The 22,029-nt window shown below is 68.8% G+C and carries 18 protein-coding genes; 17 read left to right on the forward strand and 1 reads right to left on the reverse strand.

Translation table 11 applies throughout. The annotated features are described in order from the left end of the window. Positions 1-28 precede the first annotated feature (28 nt). A complete protein-coding gene (locus GH2_RS10185; protein WP_066167355.1) occupies positions 29-1,054 on the reverse strand; it encodes a M23 family metallopeptidase in 1,026 nt (341 codons plus the stop codon). Positions 1,055-1,355: 301 nt separating this feature from the next. Here GH2_RS10185 and sucC point away from each other — a divergent pair, with 301 nt between their 5' ends. The 17 genes from sucC to GH2_RS10270 all read left to right on the forward strand — a co-directional run bounded on the left by sucC (position 1,356) and on the right by GH2_RS10270 (position 22,026). Beyond that, the gene (gene sucC, locus GH2_RS10190; RefSeq protein ID WP_066166897.1) at positions 1,356-2,519 is read left to right on the forward strand and encodes an ADP-forming succinate--CoA ligase subunit beta; all 1,164 of its coding nucleotides are present in this window, start codon (positions 1,356-1,358) and stop codon (positions 2,517-2,519) included. Between the two features lie 16 nt (positions 2,520-2,535). Next, positions 2,536-3,438, forward strand: coding sequence for a succinate--CoA ligase subunit alpha (gene sucD / locus GH2_RS10195; protein ID WP_066166898.1), 903 nt, complete (start codon positions 2,536-2,538; stop codon positions 3,436-3,438). A gap of 134 nt (positions 3,439-3,572) precedes the next feature. Beyond that, positions 3,573-4,346, forward strand: a complete 774-nt coding sequence (locus tag GH2_RS10200) for a DUF5336 domain-containing protein (protein ID WP_066166903.1) — start codon at positions 3,573-3,575, stop codon at positions 4,344-4,346. Between the two features lie 65 nt (positions 4,347-4,411). Continuing rightward, a complete protein-coding gene (locus GH2_RS10205) occupies positions 4,412-5,752 on the forward strand; it encodes a carboxyl transferase domain-containing protein (RefSeq protein ID WP_239588756.1) in 1,341 nt (446 codons plus the stop codon). A gap of 13 nt (positions 5,753-5,765) precedes the next feature. Then, the gene (locus GH2_RS10210) at positions 5,766-6,377 is read left to right on the forward strand and encodes a TetR/AcrR family transcriptional regulator (RefSeq protein WP_066166909.1); all 612 of its coding nucleotides are present in this window, start codon (positions 5,766-5,768) and stop codon (positions 6,375-6,377) included. A 118-nt stretch (positions 6,378-6,495) separates the two neighbouring features. Beyond that, the gene (locus GH2_RS10215) at positions 6,496-8,061 is read left to right on the forward strand and encodes a carboxyl transferase domain-containing protein (protein ID WP_066166912.1); all 1,566 of its coding nucleotides are present in this window, start codon (positions 6,496-6,498) and stop codon (positions 8,059-8,061) included. 11 nt (positions 8,062-8,072) lie between these two features. Next, the gene (locus GH2_RS10220; protein ID WP_066166915.1) at positions 8,073-10,136 is read left to right on the forward strand and encodes an acetyl/propionyl/methylcrotonyl-CoA carboxylase subunit alpha; all 2,064 of its coding nucleotides are present in this window, start codon (positions 8,073-8,075) and stop codon (positions 10,134-10,136) included. Between the two features lie 74 nt (positions 10,137-10,210). After that, on the forward strand, positions 10,211-11,359 hold the full coding sequence (locus tag GH2_RS10225) for an acyl-CoA dehydrogenase family protein (RefSeq protein WP_066166918.1): 1,149 nt from the start codon (positions 10,211-10,213) through the stop codon (positions 11,357-11,359). Beyond that, positions 11,356-11,853 carry a MaoC family dehydratase gene (locus GH2_RS10230; protein ID WP_066166921.1) on the forward strand — a complete coding sequence of 166 codons (498 nt, stop codon included), beginning with the start codon at positions 11,356-11,358 and terminating at the stop codon, positions 11,851-11,853. Before GH2_RS10225 ends, GH2_RS10230 begins: the two co-directional genes overlap by 4 nt. Before the next feature lie 5 nt (positions 11,854-11,858). Continuing rightward, a complete protein-coding gene (locus GH2_RS10235; protein WP_066166924.1) occupies positions 11,859-12,716 on the forward strand; it encodes an HpcH/HpaI aldolase/citrate lyase family protein in 858 nt (285 codons plus the stop codon). A 36-nt stretch (positions 12,717-12,752) separates the two neighbouring features. Continuing rightward, complete coding sequence (locus GH2_RS10240; RefSeq protein ID WP_066166927.1) at positions 12,753-14,414, forward strand: AMP-binding protein; 1,662 nt, start codon at positions 12,753-12,755, stop codon at positions 14,412-14,414. Then, on the forward strand, positions 14,415-16,364 hold the full coding sequence (locus GH2_RS10245; RefSeq protein WP_084247426.1) for an acetoacetate--CoA ligase: 1,950 nt from the start codon (positions 14,415-14,417) through the stop codon (positions 16,362-16,364). It begins immediately after the preceding gene. Between the two features lie 103 nt (positions 16,365-16,467). Next, positions 16,468-17,421, forward strand: a complete 954-nt coding sequence (locus GH2_RS10250; protein ID WP_066166929.1) for a DUF5336 domain-containing protein — start codon at positions 16,468-16,470, stop codon at positions 17,419-17,421. Between the two features lie 156 nt (positions 17,422-17,577). Further along, entirely contained in the window at positions 17,578-19,038 is a 1,461-nt protein-coding gene (locus GH2_RS10255) for a cell division protein PerM (RefSeq protein WP_239588755.1), read from the forward strand. An 89-nt stretch (positions 19,039-19,127) separates the two neighbouring features. Beyond that, complete coding sequence (purN, locus tag GH2_RS10260) at positions 19,128-19,709, forward strand: phosphoribosylglycinamide formyltransferase (RefSeq protein WP_066167360.1); 582 nt, start codon at positions 19,128-19,130, stop codon at positions 19,707-19,709. Beyond that, positions 19,706-21,280 (forward strand): bifunctional phosphoribosylaminoimidazolecarboxamide formyltransferase/IMP cyclohydrolase, encoded by a 1,575-nt coding sequence (gene purH / locus GH2_RS10265; RefSeq protein ID WP_066166932.1) that lies wholly within the window; start codon positions 19,706-19,708, stop codon positions 21,278-21,280. Before purN ends, purH begins: the two co-directional genes overlap by 4 nt. Further along, positions 21,277-22,026 carry a sulfite exporter TauE/SafE family protein gene (locus tag GH2_RS10270; RefSeq protein ID WP_066166935.1) on the forward strand — a complete coding sequence of 250 codons (750 nt, stop codon included), beginning with the start codon at positions 21,277-21,279 and terminating at the stop codon, positions 22,024-22,026. Before purH ends, GH2_RS10270 begins: the two co-directional genes overlap by 4 nt. Positions 22,027-22,029 lie beyond the last annotated feature (3 nt).

Below are 22,029 nucleotides of genomic sequence, written 5' to 3' on the forward strand. Positions count from 1 at the left end.
AGTGCCGCGGGAGTAGTCTGCGGGGTGGCTAGCCTTCTAGCGCGGAGAGCTTCACGCCGTGCTTCGCCAGCCAGGGCGCCGGGTCGACCTTCATCATCTGGCCGCCCTTCGGGATCCAGACCTCGAAGTGGACGTGGGGGCCGGTCGAGAAGCCCTCGTTGCCGACCAGGGCGATGGTGTCGCCCGCGGTGACCTTCTGGCCGACCTTCACCAGCACGCCGGACGACGACATGTGGCCGTACATCGACATCGTGCCGTCGGCCGCCTCTATCACGACCCAGTTGCCGTAGCCGGACGCCGTGCCTGCTTTCTTGACCACACCGTCGGTGACCGCGTGAATCGGCGTGCCGAGTGGTGCGGCGAGGTCCAGCCCGCCGTGGAACGAGCCCCAGCGGGGCGCGAACGCCGACGTCAGGTGGTAGCCGCCGAGCGGAATCGGGCTCACGAACAGCGGCTTGCGCTTGGCTGCCTCGGCGGCGGCGACGGCCTTCTGGTGAGCGGTGCCAACTGCGAGCTGGGAATCGTAGTCGGACATGTCGGACGTCGACGTGGAACCGACGACACGAGGAGCGTCGGGCGTGGTGACACTGGCGGCCGGAACCACGGCAGCGTCAGCCGGCGCCGGAGCGGGGCTGGCGGAGATCGGGCTCGGCTGACCGTCGCCCGCCGATCCGGTGACCGCCATGGCGGTGGCGCCTGCGGCGATCGCGAAGAGCGCGGTTCGAGCGCGGAGGGCTGCGGGCGGCGCTTGCAGACGATGCTTCGGCTTGCTGCGCTCGGGAGCGGGGGTCTCTACCGGCGTGTCGTCGCCGTCGAGGGGCTCGTCGACAGGCAGCATGAGTTCGGTGGTGCTGATGTTGTCGGTGCTCAGAGCGGGGATGTCGTCGCCCAGGCCGAGGCGCAGGCGGCGCGACGGGAGCGGGAAGTCGCGCGTCGCCGGAGTGTCTAGGGTCGCCGGAGTGTCTAGGGAAGCGGTGTCGAGAGATGCGAGTTCGTCTTGGCGGGCAGTCGTGCCGTCACGGTCGAGAAGGCTCCGTGTTGCCAAGTCGTTCACCTCACATCGCATCTCACGACGGCACCGTCTTCAGGTGTCCATGTCGTGACCTAGTCGTTACCAACCTCAATGACGGTAACGAACGCCGAGCGTGAAGTCTACCGGCCGGTGGCAGGGCGGCCTCATTTCGGCTGCTCAGCGGGCGGATTTTCGGTGCACACAGGGTTACTGGCGAGTAGGGCGTGATAATTCGCACAAGGTTGGGGGATGGGTGCCAGTGCGACCGGGCCGTGGCATTAGAGTCGCCTATGGCCCGCGTTACACCGAAGCGGGCGGAACATTACTTCAGATGGTGAGCTGAATGGATCTCTTCGAATACCAGGCGAAGGAACTGTTCGCCAAGCATGGGGTACCCACCTCACCCGGTCGGGTGACCGATACTGCCGCCGATGCGCGCGCGATTGCCGAGGAAATTGGCAAGCCCGTGATGGTCAAGGCGCAGGTCAAGGTCGGCGGCCGCGGTAAGGCGGGTGGCGTCAAGTACGCCGCAACCCCTGATGACGCACAGACGCACGCTGAAAACATCCTCGGGCTCGATATCAAGGGCCATATCGTCAAGAGGCTCCTCGTCGCTGAAGCCAGCGACATCGCTGAGGAGTACTACATCTCGTTCCTGCTGGACCGTGCGAACCGCACCTACCTGGCCATGTGCTCGGTCGAGGGCGGCATGGAGATCGAAGAGGTCGCGGCCACCAAGCCTGAGCGCCTGGCCAAGATCGCCGTCGACGCAGTCAAGGGCGTCGACCTCGCCTTCGCGCGCGAAATCGCTGAGAAGGGCCACCTGCCCGCCGAGGTGCTCGACGCCGCGGCCGTGACCATCCAGAAGCTGTGGGAGACCTTCATCGCTGAAGACGCTCTCCTGGTCGAGGTCAACCCGCTGGTTCGCACCCCCGACGATCAGATCCTGGCGCTCGACGGCAAGGTGACCCTGGACGGCAACGCGGACTTCCGTCAGGCCGGCCACGCCGAGTTCCAGGACAAGGACGCGACCGATCCCCTCGAGCTCAAGGCTCAGGAGAACGACCTCAACTACGTCAAGCTCGACGGACAGGTCGGCGTCATCGGCAACGGTGCGGGTCTGGTCATGTCGACCCTCGACGTCGTCGCCTACGCGGGCGAGAAGCACGGCGGCGTGAAGCCCGCCAACTTCCTGGACATCGGCGGCGGCGCCTCGGCCGACGTCATGGCCGCGGGCCTCGACGTCATCCTCGGCGACGAGCAGGTCAAGAGCGTCTTCGTGAACGTCTTCGGCGGCATCACCGCCTGTGACGCGGTCGCCAACGGCATCGTCGGCGCACTCGCCAAGCTGGGCGACGCAGCCAGCAAGCCGCTCGTGGTCCGTCTCGACGGCAACAAGGTCGACGAGGGTCGCAAGATTCTCGCTGAGGCCAACCATCCCCTGGTGACCGTGGCCGACACCATGGATGCCGGTGCCGACAAGGCCGCCGAGCTGGCGAACAAGTAGGAGACGAAGCAGACTCATGTCGATCTACCTGAATAAGAACAACAAGGTCATCGTCCAGGGCATCACCGGCGGCGAGGGCACCAAGCACACCGCGCTGATGCTCAAGGCCGGCACCAACGTCGTCGGCGGCGTGAACGCCCGCAAGGCAGGCACCACCGTGTCGCACGTCGACGCCGACGGCAACGCCGTCGAGCTGCCGGTGTTCGCGTCGGTCGCCGAGGCCATGGAGAAGACCGGAGCCGACACCTCGATCGCCTTCGTGCCCCCCGCCTTCTCGAAGGACGCGATCATCGAGGCCATCGACGCGGAGATTCCGCTGCTCGTGGTCATCACCGAGGGCATCCCCGTGCAGGACTCGGCGTACGCCTGGGCCTACAACGTCGAAAAGGGTGAGAAGACCCGCATCATCGGCCCGAACTGCCCCGGCATCATCACGCCGGGCGAGGCCCTGGTCGGCATCACCCCGAACAACATCACCGACAAGGGCCCGATCGGCCTCGTCTCGAAGTCGGGCACGCTGACCTACCAGATGATGTACGAGCTGCGCGATCTCGGCTTCTCGAGCGCCATCGGCATCGGCGGAGACCCGGTCATCGGGACCACCCACATCGACGCCATCGAGGCGTTCGAGAAGGACCCGGAGACCAAGCTCATCGTCATGATCGGCGAGATCGGCGGCGACGCCGAGGAGCGGGCCGCCGAGTACATCAAGGCCAACGTCACCAAGCCGGTCGTCGGTTACGTCGCGGGCTTCACGGCTCCCGAGGGCAAGACCATGGGCCACGCGGGCGCCATCGTCTCCGGCAGCTCCGGCACCGCCGCTGCCAAGAAGGAGGCTCTCGAGGCCGCAGGCGTCAAGGTCGGCAAGACGCCGAGCGAGACCGCTGCACTGGCACGCGAGCTCTTCTCGGCACTCTGATCTGTTCCGACCTCCGGGTCGGACGTGAATCGCACAGCGCCCCGGCGCGGCAGCAATGCCGTCCGGGGCGCTGTACTCTTTTCGCCGGTGCAAGACACCTTCCCCCGCGTGGAGTCGAGTGATTAGATGCGTGCATGACGAACCCGCAGGATCCCGAGTCGTCGGCGTCGACCGAACGACAGGCCCCGTCCGAGCAGCAGACGCAGTTCGTACCGCAGCCCCCAGCGGGCGCGCCGATGCCGCCGGGGCAGCAACCTCCGGGCGTTCCGTACCCCGCGCCCGGCCCGGATTCACAGCAGTGGACGACGCAGGCCGCGCCTGCCTATGGTCTACCGCCGCAGCACCCGCCGTACGGTCCGGGCTTTGTCCCGATGCCGCCGCAGCGGCCGTCGTTCTTCGCGCAGTTGCCGCGGCCGACGCTCCTCGCGCTGGCGGCGTCGGCGGCGGGCATCGTCACCTTCTTCATGGGGTTCCTCGGGTGGATCACCATTTCGTCGGACATCGAGCGGAAGGCCGAGAACTGGTCGGCGGGGGTCGGCGACAGCGTCAACATCCCCGCGTACTTGACGCCGTCGCTGGTGCTGAGTCCGGGATGGTTCTTCCTCCTGCTCGGGGCGGTCGCGGTCGCGAGCGCGGGGCTCGTCGCCCCGAAGCTGCGGCGCTTCCTGCCGTACTTGGCGTTCCTGTCCGTGGTGGGATGGCTGGGCTTGTTCGTGTGTGCGCTGGGACTGCCGCCGTTCATCTCGCTCGGGGCAGGCGCCTACGTCGCGCTGGTGATCGGGTTCGCTCAAGCCGCGCTGTTGGTGGTCGCCGCCGTCCTCGACGGCATGGACCCGGGGCACCCCGCACCGCCGCAGCCGCCGCTGCAGCCCGCGCCGACACACCAGCAGCCCCCGCCCGCGTACTGACGGCAGCAGCCTGCTCGCACCGCGATCGGGTGGAACCGGCGTTGCGGTGAGGCATCATCGGACCCATGAGACTTGATCGACCGGATGCGCACGCCATGATCGACGCCGCTCTGGATCCCGCATCGTGGGAACCCTGGGACCAGGCGGACGAGTCCGTCCTGACCGGCCGGGGCACAGCGGGTGGTCGTGCGGTCGCGCTGGTGGTCAGTGAGTTCGGCTTCGCGGGCGGCTCGATCGGCGGGGTGGCGGGGCAGCGGATCGTCGACGCGGTCCGGCGGGCCACCGCCGAGCGACTCCCGATCCTCGCCATGCCGGCGTCGGGTGGCACCCGCATGCAGGAGGGGACACCTGCATTCCTGCAGATGTCCGCGATCACCGCCGTGGTGAACGACCATCGCGAGGCGGGCCTGCCCTACCTGGTGTACCTGCGGCATCCGACGACTGGCGGAGTCTTCGCCTCGTGGGGATCGCTCGGCGACGTGATCTGGGCGCAGCCCGGCGCGCTCACCGGTTTCCTCGGGCCCAAGGTGTACGCGGGCATCTACGGCCGATCCTTTCCGGCCGGCGTCCAATCGTCGGACAACCTGCGCCGGTTGGGCTTCAACGACGACGTGTTCGCCCCCGCAGCACTCGGCGGCCGACTCAGCGAGGTGCTCGAAGCCCTCGACCCCGCTGCACGCACCGTCCGCAGCGACGGGCAGGTGCGGGTGGCGACGCCGGTCGACGATGCGTGGGCCGCGGTCAAGTCGACCCGAGCGCCGGACCGTCCCGGTCTCGCCGACCTCGAAGCCCATCTCGGAGCAGTGCACCTGGCGGGCGACGGACCCGTGCGCCTCGCCCTGGCACGCGTCGCCGGACGTCCGACGGTGCTCGTCGGTCAGGACCGCACCGTGCAGGAGGCCGGGCACCTGATCTCGGCCGCCGAACTCCGCGTCGCGCGCCGCGCGGTCGCGCTGGCCGGTCGGTGGCGACTGCTGCTCGTCACCGTCGTCGACACCAGCGGCGGTGAGCTGTCGGCGGCAGCCGAGGAATCCGGGCTGGCCCGACAGATCGCCCACTGCACCGCCGAACTGCTCGCGGCGCCGGTGCCGACCGCGTCCATTCTGTTGGGGCAGGGGACCGGCGGCGCAGCGCTGGCGATCTTCCCGACCGATCTGCGGATCGCGGCATCCGACGCCTGGCTCTCACCGCTGCCGCCCGAAGGAGCGAGCATCATCATGCACGGCGACGTGGAGCATGCGCCCGCGATGGCCCGCGAGCAGCGGATCTGGGCCCGTGACCTGCACGATCTGGGGATCATCGACAGCGTGGCCGACACGATCGGCGACCTGACAGCGAGACTCGACGACTGGGCGGCGTCGGATCCGGTGCCGGATCGGGCCGGTCGCGTTCGCGTCGGGCGGTAGAGTCGGCACCGCCATGCCATCTGACCTCGATCCGCCGCGACCGGCCACCCGCCGTGACCAGGCGAAGGCCGCTCGACGGGTGGAGATCCTCGCCGCGGCCGCGCGGCAGTTCGCGAGTCGCGGCTACCAGGGGGTGCGGCTGGAGGACATCGGCGCAGCAGTCGGCATCAGCGGTCCGGCGATGTACCGGCACTTCGCCTCGAAGACCGCCTTGCTCGACACGATCCTCGTCGACATCTCTGAACAGTTGTATGACGGCGGCTCCGCGGCGGCGGGCTCGCCGGGATCGCCCGACGATCGGCTGCACAAGCTGATCGAGTTCCACATCGATGTGCTCGTCACCCGCCCCGACCTCATCAGCGTGCAAGACCGAGACCTGTTCTCCCTGTCCGACGACGCCAGGTATCGGGTGCGATCGTTGCAGCGGCGGTACGTCGAAGAGTGGGTGCGGGTGCTGTGCGAACGCGCCGCCGAGCGGGGGACCGATCTGGAGGCAGTGGAGGCTCGGGTGCGGATCCATGCGATGTTCGGGCTGCTGAACTCGTCGCCACGACTTCCGGCGTTCCCTCCGGAGCGCCTGCGCGCCTTGCTGATCGGGATGGCACTCGGCGCACTCGACGGCTAGGTCCGGTTGGGTCACCGCGCACTCGAGAACTCATCGTCACGAACCACTGGAAAAAGTGGGCGCTCTCACCTATCCTCAATTTCAGTTAATCGAAACTAACTGAAAGGCGGGCACGACGGTGACGACCTCAACCGATGCGCACCTGGCCAATGTGGACGTGCTGCGGACCCGCTTGGCCGCGGCGGCGCAGGGCGGCGGCGAGAAGGCACGCGCCCGGCACCTCTCCCGCGGCAAGCTGCTCCCGCGCGATCGCGTGGACGGCGTGATCGACCCGGGCTCGCCCTTCCTGGAGGTGGCGCCGCTCGCGGCCAACGGCATGTACGACGACAAGGCGCCCGCCGCAGGCGTCGTCGCGGGCATCGGCCGCATCCACGGCCGCGAGTGCATGATCGTCGCCAACGACGCCACGGTCTCCGGCGGCACGTACTACCCGGTCACGGTCAAGAAGCATCTGCGCGCCCAGGAGATCGCCTCCCAGAATCGGCTGCCCTGCATCTACCTCGTCGACTCCGGCGGCGCCATGCTCCTCAACCAGGAGGAGGTGTTCCCCGACCGGGAGCACTTCGGCCGCATCTTCTACAACCAGGCCACGATGAGCGCCGCGGGCATCCCGCAGATCTCCGCGGTCCTCGGCTCGTCGACCGCGGGCGGCGCGTATGTCCCGGCCATGAGCGACGAGACTGTCATCGTCCGCAACCAGGGCACCATCTTCCTCGCGGGGCCGCCGCTGGTGAAGGCCGCCACCGGCGAGGACGTCACCGCGGAGGAACTCGGCGGGGGCACCATGCACTCCACCGTCTCCGGCGTCACCGACCACCTCGTCGACAACGACGAGCAGGCCCTCGCGAAGGTCCGCGAGATCGTCAAGACCCTGGGCCCGCGGGAGCCCGCGCAGTGGGAGACCACACCGACGCGTGTTCCGCAGCGCCCGCAGACCGACCTGTACGACGTGGTTCCCACCGATCCGCGCATCCCCTACGACGTCCACGAGGTCATCGAGATCCTCGCCGACGGCGGCGAGTACACCGAGTTCAAGGCCGGCTACGGAACATCACTGGTCACGGCCTTCGCGACCGTCCACGGACACCCCGTCGGGTTCGTGGCCAACAACGGCGTCCTGTTCAGCGAGTCGGCGCTCAAGGGTGCGCACTTCATCGAGCTCTGCGACCAGCGCCGGATCCCACTGATCTTCCTGCAGAACATCACCGGCTTCATGGTGGGACGCCAGTACGAGGAGGGCGGCATCGCCAAGAACGGCGCCAAGATGGTCAACGCCGTCGCCTGCGCTCGGGTGCCCAAGTTGACCGTCATGATCGGCGGCTCGTTCGGTGCAGGCAACTACTCCATGTGCGGGCGCGCGTACTCACCGCGCTTCCTGTGGATGTGGCCCAACGCCCGCATCTCGGTGATGGGCGGACCGCAGGCCGCCGACACCCTCGCGACCGTCCGGCGGGGTGGAATCGAACGGTCCGGCGGAACCTGGTCGGCCGACGAGGAAGAGGCCTTCAAGGAGCCGATCCGCAAGCAGTTCGAGGAACAGTCCGACGCCTACTACTCCACCGCGCGGCTGTGGGACGACGGGATCATCGACCCCGCCGACACCCGCACGGTGCTCGGTCTGGCTCTCGAGGCCTGCCGTCACGCGCCACTGAACGACCCCGCCTACGGCGTCTTCCGGATGTGAGAGACCAGGAAATGAACTCAGCAACGAACTCTGCCACCACCGTGCGCGCCCGCAACATTCGCAAGGTCCTCGTCGCCAACCGCGGCGAGATCGCGTGCCGCGTCATCGCCACCCTGCACCAGATGGGGATCAAGTCCGTCGCCGTCTACTCCGACGCCGATGCGGACGCACCCCACGTCAAGGCGGCTGACGAAGCCGTCCGTCTCGGACCGGCCGCCGCGACCGCCAGCTACCTGCTGATCGACGCCGTCATCGACGCCGCCCGGATCACCGGTGCCGACGCCGTCCACCCGGGCTACGGCTTCCTGTCCGAGAACCAGCAGTTCGCGCAAGCCCTCGCCGACGCGGGCATCGTCTTCATCGGCCCGCCGGCATCCGCGATCGCGACGATGGGCGACAAGATCACGGCCCGCGCCGCCGTGACCGCGCGCGACGTCCCCGTCGTCCCCGGCATCTCGCGCCCCGGCCTGTCCGACCAGGAACTCATCGACGGCTCGGACGCCGTCGGCTTCCCGGTGCTCATCAAGCCGAGCGCAGGCGGCGGCGGCAAGGGCATGCACCGGGTCGAGGACTCTGCGGGCCTGCCCGACGCCCTGGTGACCGCGCGCCGCGAAGCGGCGTCCGCGTTCGGCGACGACACCCTCTTCCTCGAGCACTTCGTCCTCACTCCGCGCCACATCGAGGTCCAGATCCTGGCCGACGAACACGGCAACGTGATCCATCTCGGCGAACGCGAATGCTCCCTGCAGCGTCGCCACCAGAAGGTCATCGAGGAGGCGCCGTCGGCTCTGCTCGACGAGGCGACGCGGGCCCGGATCGGCGCCGCCGCGTGCGACGCCGCCCGATCCGTCGGCTACACCGGCGCGGGCACCGTCGAGTTCATCGTCTCCGCCGCCAAACCGGACGAGTTCTTCTTCATGGAGATGAACACCCGCCTGCAGGTGGAGCACCCGGTCACCGAGATGGTCACCGGCGTCGACCTCGTCGAACAGCAGATCCGCATCGCGCGCGGCGAAGTGCTCGCCTTGACGCAGGACGCCATCGTGCTCACCGGACACGCCGTCGAAGCGCGCGTCTACGCCGAGGACCCCGCCGAGGGATTCCTGCCGACCGGCGGCACCATCGCCCGGCTGTCGTGGCCGCGCACCGCGGTCGACGAACCCCGGCACGACGTCGGCGTCCGGATCGACAGCGGCATCACCGCCGGATCGGTGATCGGCAGCGACTACGACCCGATGCTCGCCAAGGTCATCGCCCACGGCGCCGACCGCGACGAGGCCTTCGATCGTCTCGACGAGGCGCTCGCGGAGACCCGCCTGCTGGGCGTCGTCAGCAACATCGACTTCTGTCGCCACGTCCTGGCGCACCCCCAGGTGCGCGACGGCCGACTCGACACCGAACTGCTCGACCGCATCGGCGCCGAGTACGTCGGCGCCGAGGCCGATCCGCGAGCGCTGGTCGCCGCGACCCTCGGCGCCCTGGATCTGGGCGATCCGAACGATCTCTGGTCCTGTGCCCTGGGTTTCCGGATCGGAGCGCCGTCGCCGGTCGTTGCCCGGCTCACCGAGGGCGGTCGGCGGTACACGGTCTCGGCGCACATCCTGCGGACGCAGCCGGGAATCCTCGACGCTGCCGTCACCATCGACTACGTGGACACCGACCGGGAGCCGTGGAGTACGGACGTCCGTCTCCGCGAGGTGAGTCCCGGTGTCTTCGACCTCGTCTTCGACGGGCGCTCCCGTCGGTGGGAAGTGAACGTCGACGACCGCTCCGGTCGCCGCTGGGTTGCCGGACAGCCCGGAACGTGGATTCTCGAGACGGAGCGAGCCCTGGCGGAGGACGATGAGACCGACGCCGCGGGCGGAGTCCTCAGTCCCATGCCCGGCACGGTGGTCGCCGTCCCCGGCGTGGACGGCGACGAGGTGGCAGCAGGCGACGCACTGGTGGTGGTCGAGGCGATGAAGATGGAACACACTCTCCGCGCACCGATCGGCGGTACCGCGTCGATCAAGGTCCGCGTCGGCGACAAGGTGGACGCCAAGCAGCTGCTGGCCCTGGTCCAGCACACCGAATGACCAGAATCGCCGGCATCCGAAGAACCGTCACCCCACGTAAGAATTTGTAGAGACGACAGAGGGACTGCACTCACATGGAACTGACTCAGGAATACACCGACCTGGTGACCACGGTGCGCGACTTCGCGCAGCAGGTGGTGGCGCCGGTCTCGGCCAAGCACGACGAAGAGAAGTCGTTCCCGTACGAGATCGTCGAGCAGATGGGCCAGATCGGCCTGTTCGGCCTTCCGTTCAGCGAAGAGTTCGGCGGCATGGGTGGCGACTACTTCGCCCTCGCGCTCGCCTTGGAAGAGCTCGGCAAGGTGGACCAGTCGGTCGCCATCACCGTGGAGGCCGGCGTCGGCCTCGGCGCCATGCCGATCTACCGGTTCGGCACCCAGGAGCAGAAGGAGACCTGGCTGCCCGACCTCCTGGCAGGGAAGCGGCTCGCGGGCTTCGGCCTCACCGAACCGGGCGCTGGATCGGACGCAGGCGCCACCGCCACCACCGCACGTGAGGACGGCGACGAATGGGTCATCAACGGCGGCAAGCAGTTCATCACCAACTCCGGCACCGACATCACCTCGTTGGTCACCGTCACCGCCGTCACCGGTGAGCGAGACGGCGGCCGCAAGGAGATCTCGACGATCATCGTGCCTGCGGGCACGCCCGGCTTCACCGCTGAACCCGCCTACAACAAGGTCGGCTGGAACGCCTCCGACACGCATCCGCTGAGCTTCGACGATGCTCGCGTCCCGCGCGCCAACCTGCTCGGCGAGCGCGGTCGCGGCTACGCGAACTTCCTCTCCATCCTCGACGAGGGGCGCATCGCGATCGCCGGACTCGCGACCGGCGCAGCGCAGGGCTGCGTCGACGAGTCGATCAAGTACGCCCGCGAACGGAAGTCGTTCGGCAAGGCCATCGCCGAGTTCCAGTCCGTCTCGTTCGCGATCGCACGCATGGAGGCTCGCGCTCACGTCGCCCGCATGGCCTACTACGACGCGGCCGCCAAGATGCTCGCAGGCAAGCCGTTCAAGAAGGAGGCCGCGATCGCCAAGATGGTGTCGTCGGAGGCGGCGATGGACAACGCGCGGACGGCTACCCAGATCCACGGCGGCTACGGCTTCATGAACGAGTACCCGGTGGCCCGTCACTACCGCGACTCCAAGATCCTCGAGATCGGGGAGGGCACCACCGAAGTCCAACTCATGCTCATCGCCCGCTCGCTGGGACTGCCCGCATGACCCCCGGCGAGGGCGCGAAACGCGTCACCCAACGCGGCCTCTGGTACGAGGAGTTCGAGGTCGGGACCGTGTACGAGCACCGTCCGGGGCGCACCATCACCGAGGCGGACAACACCTTCTTCACCACGCTGACCATGAACACTCAGGCGCTCCACCTGGATGCGGCGTGGTCGGCGACCCAGCCCGGATTCGGCGGTCAGCGACTGGTGAACTCGATGCTCACCCTGTCGACCATCGTCGGGCTGTCCGTCGCGCAACTGACGCAGGGCACCCTCGTCGCCAACCTCGGTTTCCACGACATCGCCTTCCCGGCACCGATGTTCGCCGGCGACACCCTGTACGGCGAGACCGAGTGCACCGGGAAGCGACTCTCGAAGTCGCGGCCGGGTGAGGGGATCATCGACCTCACTCACGTCGGCCGGAATCAGGACGGTGTCGTCGTCGCCCGAGCCTCGCGGTCAACGCTGGTGCGCGTGCGCCCCGAGGAGGACTGAGCGGCATGGGTGAGAACACCTGGACTCCCACCGGCCCGGCCCTGCTGTTCTGCCCGGCCGACCGACCCGAGCGGTACGCCAAAGCGCTCGACCGTGCGGACATGGTGATCCTCGACCTCGAGGACGCGATCGCTCAGGTCAACAAGGCGCAGGCGCGCGACGCGCTCATCGGGAACCCGGTGGCCGCCGACCGGGTGATCGTGCGGATCAATCCGGCCGACACCGCCGACCATCAGCTCGACCTCGACGCCGTGGCGTCCACGCCGTACCGGCTGGTGATGCAGGCCAAAGTGGAGTCCGCGGCGCAGCTCACCGCGCACGGACTCCCGACCATCGCACTCATCGAGACCCCGCTCGGCGCCGTCCGCGTCGAGGAGATCGCCGCCGCTCCCAACTGCGTCGGACTGATGTGGGGCGCCGAGGACCTCGTGGCGGGCATGGGCGGATCGTCGAGCCGATTCGCCGACGACGAGGCGCATCCCGGTCGCTACCGCGACATCGCGCGGTACGTCCGCGCCCGCGTCCGGCTCACCGCCGCGGCGTTCGGCGTGGCCGCGGTCGACTCGGTCCACATCGACATCGCCGACGTCGACGGGCTGGTCGCGGAGGTGCGTGACGCCGTCGCCCAGGGCTACACCGCGACCGCGTGCATCCATCCGAGCCAGGCCGCGCACATCCGCGACGGTTACGCACCGTCGGCGGAGCGCATCGCCTGGGCCCGCACCGTCCTGGCGGGCGCGGAGGCACACGACGGCGGCGTCTTCGCTGTCGACGGCCAGATGATCGACGGTCCGGTGATCGCTCAGGCGCGCGCCGTGCTGTCGCGGGTGACCGACGCGCCCACGGACCCACCGCACTCCTGAAGTACCCGACCATCGCGATCCGCACGGAGGACAACCATGACCGAACTCGCAGACTCGGCGCTGTCGTACGCGTCCGGGGAGACGCAGCCGCCGCTCCTGACCCGCACTATCGGCGCAACCCTCGCGGCGACCGCCGCGAAGTACCCCGAGTCCGACGCGCTCATCGACGCCGCCGTCGACCGGACCTGGACGTGGTCTCAGTTCCGGCGCGACGTTCTCGCCCTCGCGGCCGGTCTGCTGCGGCACGGCGTCCAGCCCGGCGACCGCGTCGCACTGTGGTCACCGAACCGCTTCGAATGGGTGCTGACACAGTTCGCGGCCGCCGAGATCGGTGCGATCCTCGTCGTCATCAACCCGTCGTACCGGCGCCACGAACTCGCCTATGCGTTGACGCAGTCGGGGACCTCACTGGTCCTCTCGGCGGAACGGTTCCGCGATTCCGCGTACGCCGAGATGCTCGACGACGTCCGTGATCAGGTCCCGGACCTGCGCGAGGTGGTGCTCTTCGAGTCCGAGGTCTTCGCCGCGATGCTGACCGAGCCGACGGCGGACGAGGTGGCGACGATCGCCGAGATCGCAGCAGGACTGAACGCGGCCGACCCGATCAACATCCAGTACACGTCGGGCACCACCGGGTCGCCGAAGGGCGTCACGCTGACGCACCTCAACATCGGCAACAACGGCTACCTGGTCGGTGCGCTGCTGGAGTACACCGAGGCCGACCGCATCTGTCTGCCGGTGCCGTTCTACCACTGCTTCGGCATGGTGATGGGCAACCTCGCGGCCATCGCCTTCGGTTGTGCCATGGTGATTCCCGGACCGGCCTTCGAGCCCAAGGCCACGCTCGGCGCCGTCGAGAAGTACCGGTGCACCAGCCTGTACGGCGTGCCGACCATGTTCATCGCCGAGCTCGCCGTGCTCGATGCCGCAGGCGGGGCCGACGGAGACGGCGAGAGCTTCGACCTGTCGTCGCTGCGAACCGGGATCATGGCGGGCTCGCCGTGCCCGGAGCAGGTGATGCGCCGGGTGATCGACGAGATGAACATGTCGCAGGTGTCCATCTGCTACGGCATGACCGAGACCAGCCCGGTCTCGACCCAGACCCGGATGGACGACGCGCTGGACCTGCGAGTCGGCACCGTCGGACGCGTCGGTCCGCACTTGGAGATCAAGATCGCCGACCCGCTGACCGGCGAGACGTTGCCGCGGGGCGAGACCGGCGAGTTCCGCACCCGTGGCTATTCAGTGATGCAGGGCTACTGGAACGACCCGGAGAAGACCGCTGAGGCGATCGACGCCGACGGCTGGATGCGCACCGGCGACCTGGGGGTGATGGGCGAGGACGGGTACGCGCGGATCACCGGCCGCATCAAGGACATGGTGATCCGCGGCGGCGAGAACATCTATCCGCGGGAGATCGAGGAGTTCCTCTACACGCATCCAGACATCGTCGACGCGCAGGTGATCGGCGTCCCCGACGAGAAGTACGGCGAGGAGCTCATGGCATGGGTCCGCGTCCGGGAGGGTGCACCGGAGATCACCGCCGACACGATCCGCGAGTTCGCGACCGGACACATCTCCCGCCACAAGATCCCCAAGTACGTCCGTGTGGTTGACGAGTTTCCGATGACCGTCACCGGTAAAGTCCGAAAGGTGGAGATGCGCGACAAGTCGATCGAGTTCTTAGGGTTGGGGTAGATGACACATTTCAGTCGGTTCGCCGAAGCCTTTTCTGAACGTGCTGGAACGTCGTTGACCACGTACGACGAGGTCTGGCAACGATCAGTGGACGATCTCCCCGGCTTCTGGCGGACGGTCTGGAACTTCTTCGATCTCGACGACATCGCCGCGACCCCGCTCGCCGACGGCGACGCCGCGGTGCTGGCCGATGCGTCGATGCCGGGCGCCGTCTGGTTCCCCGACATCGAACTCAACTATGCCGATGCGATCCTCCGGCACGCGGACCTGCCCGGCGAGGCGATCGTCGGCCTGGACGAGAACGGTGTCCGGACCGCCGTGACCTGGGCGCAGCTCCCGGTCCGGGTCGGCGCCGTCGCGCATGCGCTGCGCGAGGCCGGCGTGAACAAGGGCGACGTCGTCGCGGCCTACCTGCCCGACATCCCCGAAGCGGTCATCGCCTTCCTCGCGACGGCCTCGCTGGGCGCGCTGTGGTCCGGCTGCGGTCAGGACTACGCGCCCGAGGGCGCGGCCGGTCGACTGGCCCAGCTGCAGCCGACCGTGCTCTTCTCGGCGGCGGGCTACCGCTACAACGGCAAGGACATCGACAAACGCGCCGATTCGGCGGAACTCGCAGGCCTGCTCGGCGACGTCGTCCACATCATGGTCGGCGATCCCGGCGAGACTGATTCGGACCAGAATACGGCCAGACGATGGTCGGATCTCATCGCGGACGAGTCGCATCGCCCCGAGCCGGTGAAAGTCCCGTTCGATCACCCGCTGTGGGTGCTGTTCTCGTCCGGGACCACCGGTCGGCCGAAGGGGATCGTCCACGGACACGGCGGCGTCGTGATCGAACACCTCAAGTGCGCGAGCATCCAGTCCGACATGGACGAGCACTCGGTCTTCTTCTGGCAGACCGCGTTGAGCTGGATGATGTGGAACTACCAGGTCGCGGGCCTGCTGGTCGGGGCGCGCATCATCACCTACAGCGGCTCGGCGCTGTATCCGGACGCGGATCGCCTGTGGCAGACCGTCGCCGACGAGCACGTCACCTTCTTCGGCACCAGCCCGGGGCAACTGCAGGCCTCGCGCAAAGCCGAACTGCGTCCGGGAGCCGACCACGACCTGAGTGCGCTCGAGTTGCTCGGGAGCACCGGCTCCACCCTGGCCGCCGACCTGTTCGACTGGGTGGACGACAACGTGAAGGCGGGACTGCCGATCTTCTCGATCAGCGGCGGCACCGACGTGGTCTCCGCGTTCGCGGGTGGGACCACCGGGGTACCGGTCGTCGCGGGTGAACTGTCGGCGCGTTACCTGGGTGTCGGACTCGAGGCCTGGTCACCGAACGCGCAGCCGCTCGTCGGCGAGGTCGGCGAGATGGTGGTGACCACACCGATGCCGTCGATGCCGGTCACGTTCTGGAACGACCCCGACGGTGAGCGTTACCGCTCCGCCTACTTTGCACATGAGTGGGAAGGCACAGGGCCGGCCTCGCCGGTGTGGCGGCACGGCGACTGGGTCACCGTCACCGAGCGCGGGGCGCTGGTGATCCACGGCCGCAGTGATGCGACGCTCAACCGGCACGGCATCCGCATGGGCTCGGCCGACATCTATGAGGTGGTCGAAGGCATTCCGGAGATCGCCGAAGCCTTTGTGCTCGGAGTCGACGGCGCCGACGGGAAATATTGGATGCCGCTGTTCGTCACGCTCGTGGCGGGGGCGGAACTGACCGATGAACTCACCGCGCGTGTGGCCGCCGACGTGAAGACCAGACTGTCTCCGCGCCATGTGCCCGACGAGATCGTCGTGGCGCCCGGCATCCCCCACACACGCACGGGGAAGAAGCTCGAAGTGCCGGTCACAGCGATTCTCGCTGGTCGGACCGAGGTCAATGTGGATCCGAAGTCGGTCGACGACTACTCGCTCATCGAGTGGTACGCGGAGCAGGGGCGCGCACACCGCTGGTGATTCGAACGGTGGACGGCTTCTGCGGGGTGACGGGGTCGTGTATTAGCGTGGGTGACGTTCGGAGGCCATCACAGGGGGTGGCCCGTGCCTCGAGGAGTGATTGATGACTTACCCGCAGTCGGGTCCTGGCTACGGCCAGGGTGATGCCGGACAGTCGGCATACGGCCAGCAGCAGCACGCCCAGCAGGCCGGATACGGTCAGCAGCAGTACGGACAGCAGGCGGGCTATGGTCAGCAGCAGTACGGTCAGCAGGCCGGATACGGCCAGCAGCAGTACGGCTACCAGGCGCCGAAGCCGCCGAGCCAGGGACTGCCCGCCACCACGCCGACGATCCTCGCCGCCGTCATCGGCGCGCTCGGAGTGATCACGCTCTTCCTCGGTTTCTTGAGCGCAGGCACCTTCAGCGGATCCGGCACCAGCAAGGACATCGAGATCGGCAAGCTGTACGAGACCGCGTATGCGCTGCCGTGGGGCCTGCTCGCCGTCGCCGGACTACTGGCGGCGACGACCTTCCTGGTCGGGCACTCCAAGGGTGTCGTCGCAGCGTTGACGGCCCTCACCGGCGTCGGTGCGCTCGCGACCGTGTTCGTCATCTCGACCGGTTCGGGCAAGGGCGGACTCGGCGCCTACGACAGCAGCGAGATCAAGTCCAGCGCCGGCGTCGGCGCCATCATCCTGCTCATCTTCGCGATCCTGTCGTTCATCGCCGCGATCTTCTGGCTGCTGATCGAGTCCGGGCAGGTCAAGGTCGCCGGGGCCACCGCGGCCGACGCCTCGGCCGCACAGGCTGTTGCGCCGGCCGTCGACACGTCGGCGTACGGCTACGGCCAGCAGGCTCAGCAGTCCGCGTCGTACGGCCAGCAGGCGCCGACCACCTACCAGGCGGGCCAGTCGTACGGGCAGCCGGCTGCGTCGGGCTATGCGCAGCCGACGTCGTCGCCGTCGAACCCCCTCCCGTCGAACCCCCTGCCGTCGACCCCCCTGCCGTCAACTCCGGCCGACCCGGGTGCGACGACCGCGTTCCAGAAGCCGGAAGGCCAGCAGGACGCGCACTGACGTCACATCACGGAGCGTTCCCGGTCACCTCGCGGTGGCCGGGAACGTTTGTGTTTCCGGGAGTTCCTGAGTCCCGTCTGTGGGTTCGAGCGGATTCGGCCGCTGCGCGGCGCGTCGAGAGGTCGTGCGTGCCGTCGCGTGACACCCTCGTAGGTGATGTCCGCGCCCACTTCTGAATCGTTGGCGACCCGTCTGCGACAGGTCCGCCTGGCTCGTCGTGCCGATCAGGCGCCGAGACTGCCCGCCACGTGGGACGTGATCAAGGTCGGACTGACCGTGCCGACGTTCGCGTGGTTGGCCGCCGTGGCGTTGGTGCTGATCACCAAGGTCGCTGCGGGCGCGGGGTTCTCCGGTCTCGGCAGCGCGACCGCCGCGGGCTGGCTCGCGATGAACCAGACCACGTTGACGATCGGCGGCGTGGTGATCGGGGTCCTGCCGCTGGTCCCGACGATTCTGATCGGGTACGGAACCTACCGGGTGGTGCGCCGCGCGACGGTCGACGCCGACTCGTTCAACGAACTCCTTCGCGTTGCGGGCACCGCGATCGTCGGTCCGGTGTTGGCCACCGCCTTGGCGCTCGCGATCGTGGCCGATGGCGCGTCGTCGGTGAGCCCGGTCGGCAATCCGAATCCGCTCGCCGCATTCGGTATGACGATTCTGGTGCACGGGGTGTCAGCCGCGGTCGGCCTGGTCCACCGGGTGCTGCCGCCCTTCCTCGACGAATTCGCGATCCCGGCGTCGGACCGGATCGGCGCCCGCGGCGGCGCTGCCGCGTTCGGCGCGCTGATCACCGGCGGAGCCGTCGCCGTCTTCGTCGGCTTCGTCGTGCACTTCAATGCCGTCGGCGACGTGATCGCCCAGGGCAACACCGTCGACGGCTACCTCGGACTCACCGTCTTGTCGGTGCTGTATCTGCCGAACTTCGTCGTCGGCGGGGCCGCCGTCGCCTCCGGCGCCAGCGCAACGCTCGGCAGTTCGGTCATCGACGCACTGAGCACCCATCCCGGAGTGCTCCCGCCGGTGCCGGTCGCGGCGGTGGTGCCGACGTCCGACCTCGGCGCGCAGGGAGCTCTGCTCTTCGCGGTGCCCGCCGTCGCGGGCATCCTCCTCGGCTGGTACACCCGCAGCGCCGACCTCGTCGCGCATCTGCGGGCGATTGGCGTCGGTGCGGCCGTCGCCTCGCTGCTGATGGTCGTGGCGGCGGGCGTGTCCGGCGGCACCCTCGGAGAACTGGGCGAGGCGGGAGTCGGGGTCCCGGTCGCCGGAGTCTTCACCTTCACCGCAGTGGGGGTGACCGCGGTGGTCACCGCGGGCATTCAGTGGCTGGTGGGCTACCTCCGCGATCGAGGCGGCCGGTCCGACGGCAGCGACTTCGATGAGTTGTTCGACGACGAGGACGCCGCCGACGTCGGCTCAGCCGGCGGGGACGACGTCGCCGAACTCACGGAGACGGCCGACGACAGTCCGGACGACGAGGCGGACGCCGACGATGAGCCGGACTGGGACGACGAGGCACGGGTGCCCCAGACCCGGGTTGAGGGCGACGCCGAGATCGCAGACGGCGATGCGACCGCGGATGACGCCCCGCGATCCGCGGCCGAGGTCGATCCCGCCTGAGCGTCCTACCTGCGCGTCACCTGCCGGGAGCAGACCACTAAGCTGGCAGCGTGACATCAGCCCAGGACGCCCGTGTGCCCGTGGTCGTCATGGCATCCGGAACCGGGACGCTGATGGCCGCCATCGTGCAGCTCGCCGCCGCGCACGACGCGGCGTTCACCGTGGTCGGCGTGATCGTCGACCGCGACTGCGGGGCGGCCGACCGCGCCGCCGCCGCAGGCATTCCCGTCATCCGCTGCGCGGTGCGCGACTACAACGATCGCGCCGCGTGGGATGCCGCGGTGACCGCCGCCGTCGCACAGCACGATCCCGAGTGGGTGGTGACCGCCGGCTTCATGAAGGTGCTGGGCGCGGCATTCCTCGGCCGTTTCGGCGGCCGGATCCTGAACTCCCACCCCGCGTTGCTGCCCGCCTTCCCGGGCGCACACGGGGTGGCCGACGCCCTCGCGTACGGCGTCAAAGTCACCGGAACCACGGTGCACCTGGTCGACGACGGCGTCGACACCGGACCGATCCTCGCGCAGCGCACCGTGGAAGTGCTGCCCGACGACACCGAAGAAACCCTCCACGAACGCATCAAAGAAGTCGAGCGCGTGTTGCTTCCCGAAACGGTGCACGCGGTCGTCACCCGTGGCGTTGTCACAGATGGACGAAAGGCACACATCAAGTGAATGCACCCGCAGATTCCGGAGCCCGCGCCGTCAAGCGCGCGCTGGTCAGCGTCTACGACAAGAGCGGTCTCACCGAACTGGCCACGGCATTGCACGCCGCGGGCGTCGAGATCGTCTCGACCGGTTCCACGGCCAAGACCATCGCGGGCGCGGGCGTGCCCGTCGTCGAGGTCAGTGAGCTGACCGGATTCCCCGAGTGCCTCGAGGGCCGGGTCAAGACCCTGCACCCGCGTGTGCACGCGGGCATCCTCGCCGACACCCGCAAGGACGACCACCTCAAGCAGCTCGACGAGCTCGGCGTCGCGCCGTTCGAACTGGTCATCGTGAACCTGTACCCGTTCACCGAGACGGTCGCCTCCGGCGCCACCCCCGACGAGTGCGTCGAGCAGATCGACATCGGCGGCCCGTCCATGGTGCGTGCCGCGGCCAAGAACCACCCGTCGGTCGGCGTCGTCGTCGATCCCGCCGACTACGCGGACGTCACCGCGGCGGTCGCCGCGGGCGGATTCACCCTCGAGCAGCGCAAGCAGTTGGCGGCGAAGGCATTCCGCCACACCGCCGACTACGACGTCGCGGTCGCCTCCTGGATGAGCTCGGTGGTCGCGCCCGACACCAGTGGCTCGCAGTTCCCGGTGTGGACCGGCGCCACCTGGAACCGCTCGGCCGCTCTGCGGTACGGCGAGAACCCGCACCAGGCCGCCGCGCTCTACGTCGACACCGAGGGCGCGCCCGGGCTCGCCGAGGCGGAGCAGTTGCACGGCAAGGAGATGTCGTTCAACAACTACACCGACGGTGACGCCGCCTGGCGCGCCGCGTACGACCACGCCGAGCCCGCCGTCGCGATCATCAAGCATGCCAACCCGTGCGGCATCGCGGTGGGTGCCGACATCGCCGAAGCGCACCGACTGGCGCACGCCTGCGACCCGGTCAGCGCCTACGGCGGCGTCATCGCGACCAACCGCGAGGTGTCGGTGGAGATGGCCGAGCAGGTCGCCGAGATCTTCACCGAGGTCATCATCGCGCCGAGCTATTCCGACGGCGCCGTCGACGTGCTCTCGCGGAAGAAGAACATCCGCATTCTCGTTGCGCAGGCGCCCAGCGCCACCGGCACGGAGATGCGTCCGATCTCGGGTGGACTGCTGGTGCAGGAGCGCGACGTGATCGACGCCGACGGCGACGATCCCGCCAACTGGACTCTCGCGACCGGAGACGCCGCGGACGAGGCCACCCTGCGCGATCTCGTCTTCGCGTGGCGGGCCTGCCGCGCGGTGAAGTCGAACGCCATCCTGCTGGCACATGGCGGCGCCTCGGTCGGCGTCGGCATGGGGCAGGTGAACCGCGTCGACTCCGCGCACCTCGCAGTGCAGCGGGCGGGCGATCGTGCCTCCGGTTCGGTCGGTGCCTCGGACGCCTTCTTCCCGTTCCCGGACGGCCTGCAGGTCTTGCTCGACGCCGGCGTCCGCGCCGTCGTCCAGCCCGGCGGATCGGTCCGTGACAACGAGGTCATCGAAGCGGCCAAGACCGCGGGCGTCACGATGTACCTGACCGGCGCACGTCACTTCGCACACTGACCATCCTGGAGCTGTTCGGCCTGGTCGCGGCAGGTTTCGTTGCGGCTCTGGTCGGATATGTGACCGGCCTGGCGTCCATCGTCAGCTATCCGGCACTGCTCGCCGTCGGCTTGAACCCGCTCGCGGCCAACGTCACCAACACGGTGGCGTTGGTCGCGAGTGGTATCGGCAGCTTCGCGAAGTCGGGCCGCGACCTCACGGCCGGGGACGGCGGTCGGTCGCTCGCGCGGTCGGCGCTGGTGGCGGTGGCCGGCGGCGCGGTCGGTGCCGCCCTGCTGCTCCTGGCTCCGGACGAGGCCTTCGCGTACGTGGTCCCGTACCTCGTCGCGCTGGCGGCTCTCGCGCTGCTGGCACAGCCCTCTCTGCGGCGGTGGTTCCATCGCGGGGTCGACCGCCCGGTGCTGTGGGCGGTCGCCGTGTTCGTCGTCTCGATCTACGGCGGCTATTTCGGCGCGGGCGCCGGCGTCATCTTCCTCGCGCTGGCGATGCTCTTGACCGAACTCCCGCTCTGGAAATCGGTGCTCTTGAAGTCGGCGCTGCTCGGGGTCGCGAATGCGGTCGCGGCCGTCGCCTTCATGGTCTTCGGCCCGGTCCACTGGGCCGCCGCCGTGGCGATGGGCATCGGCTGCCTTCTCGGCGGCTGGATGGGGCCACCGGTGGTCGCGCGACTCCCGGCGACTCCGTTGCGCATCGCCATCGGCGTATGCGGACTGGGGTTGGCCGTGTGGCTGGGGGTGTCGTCGTGAGCA

This window comes from Gordonia hydrophobica NBRC 16057 (assembly GCF_001592365.1).
Taxonomy (GTDB): Bacteria; Actinomycetota; Actinomycetes; order Mycobacteriales; family Mycobacteriaceae; genus Gordonia; species Gordonia hydrophobica.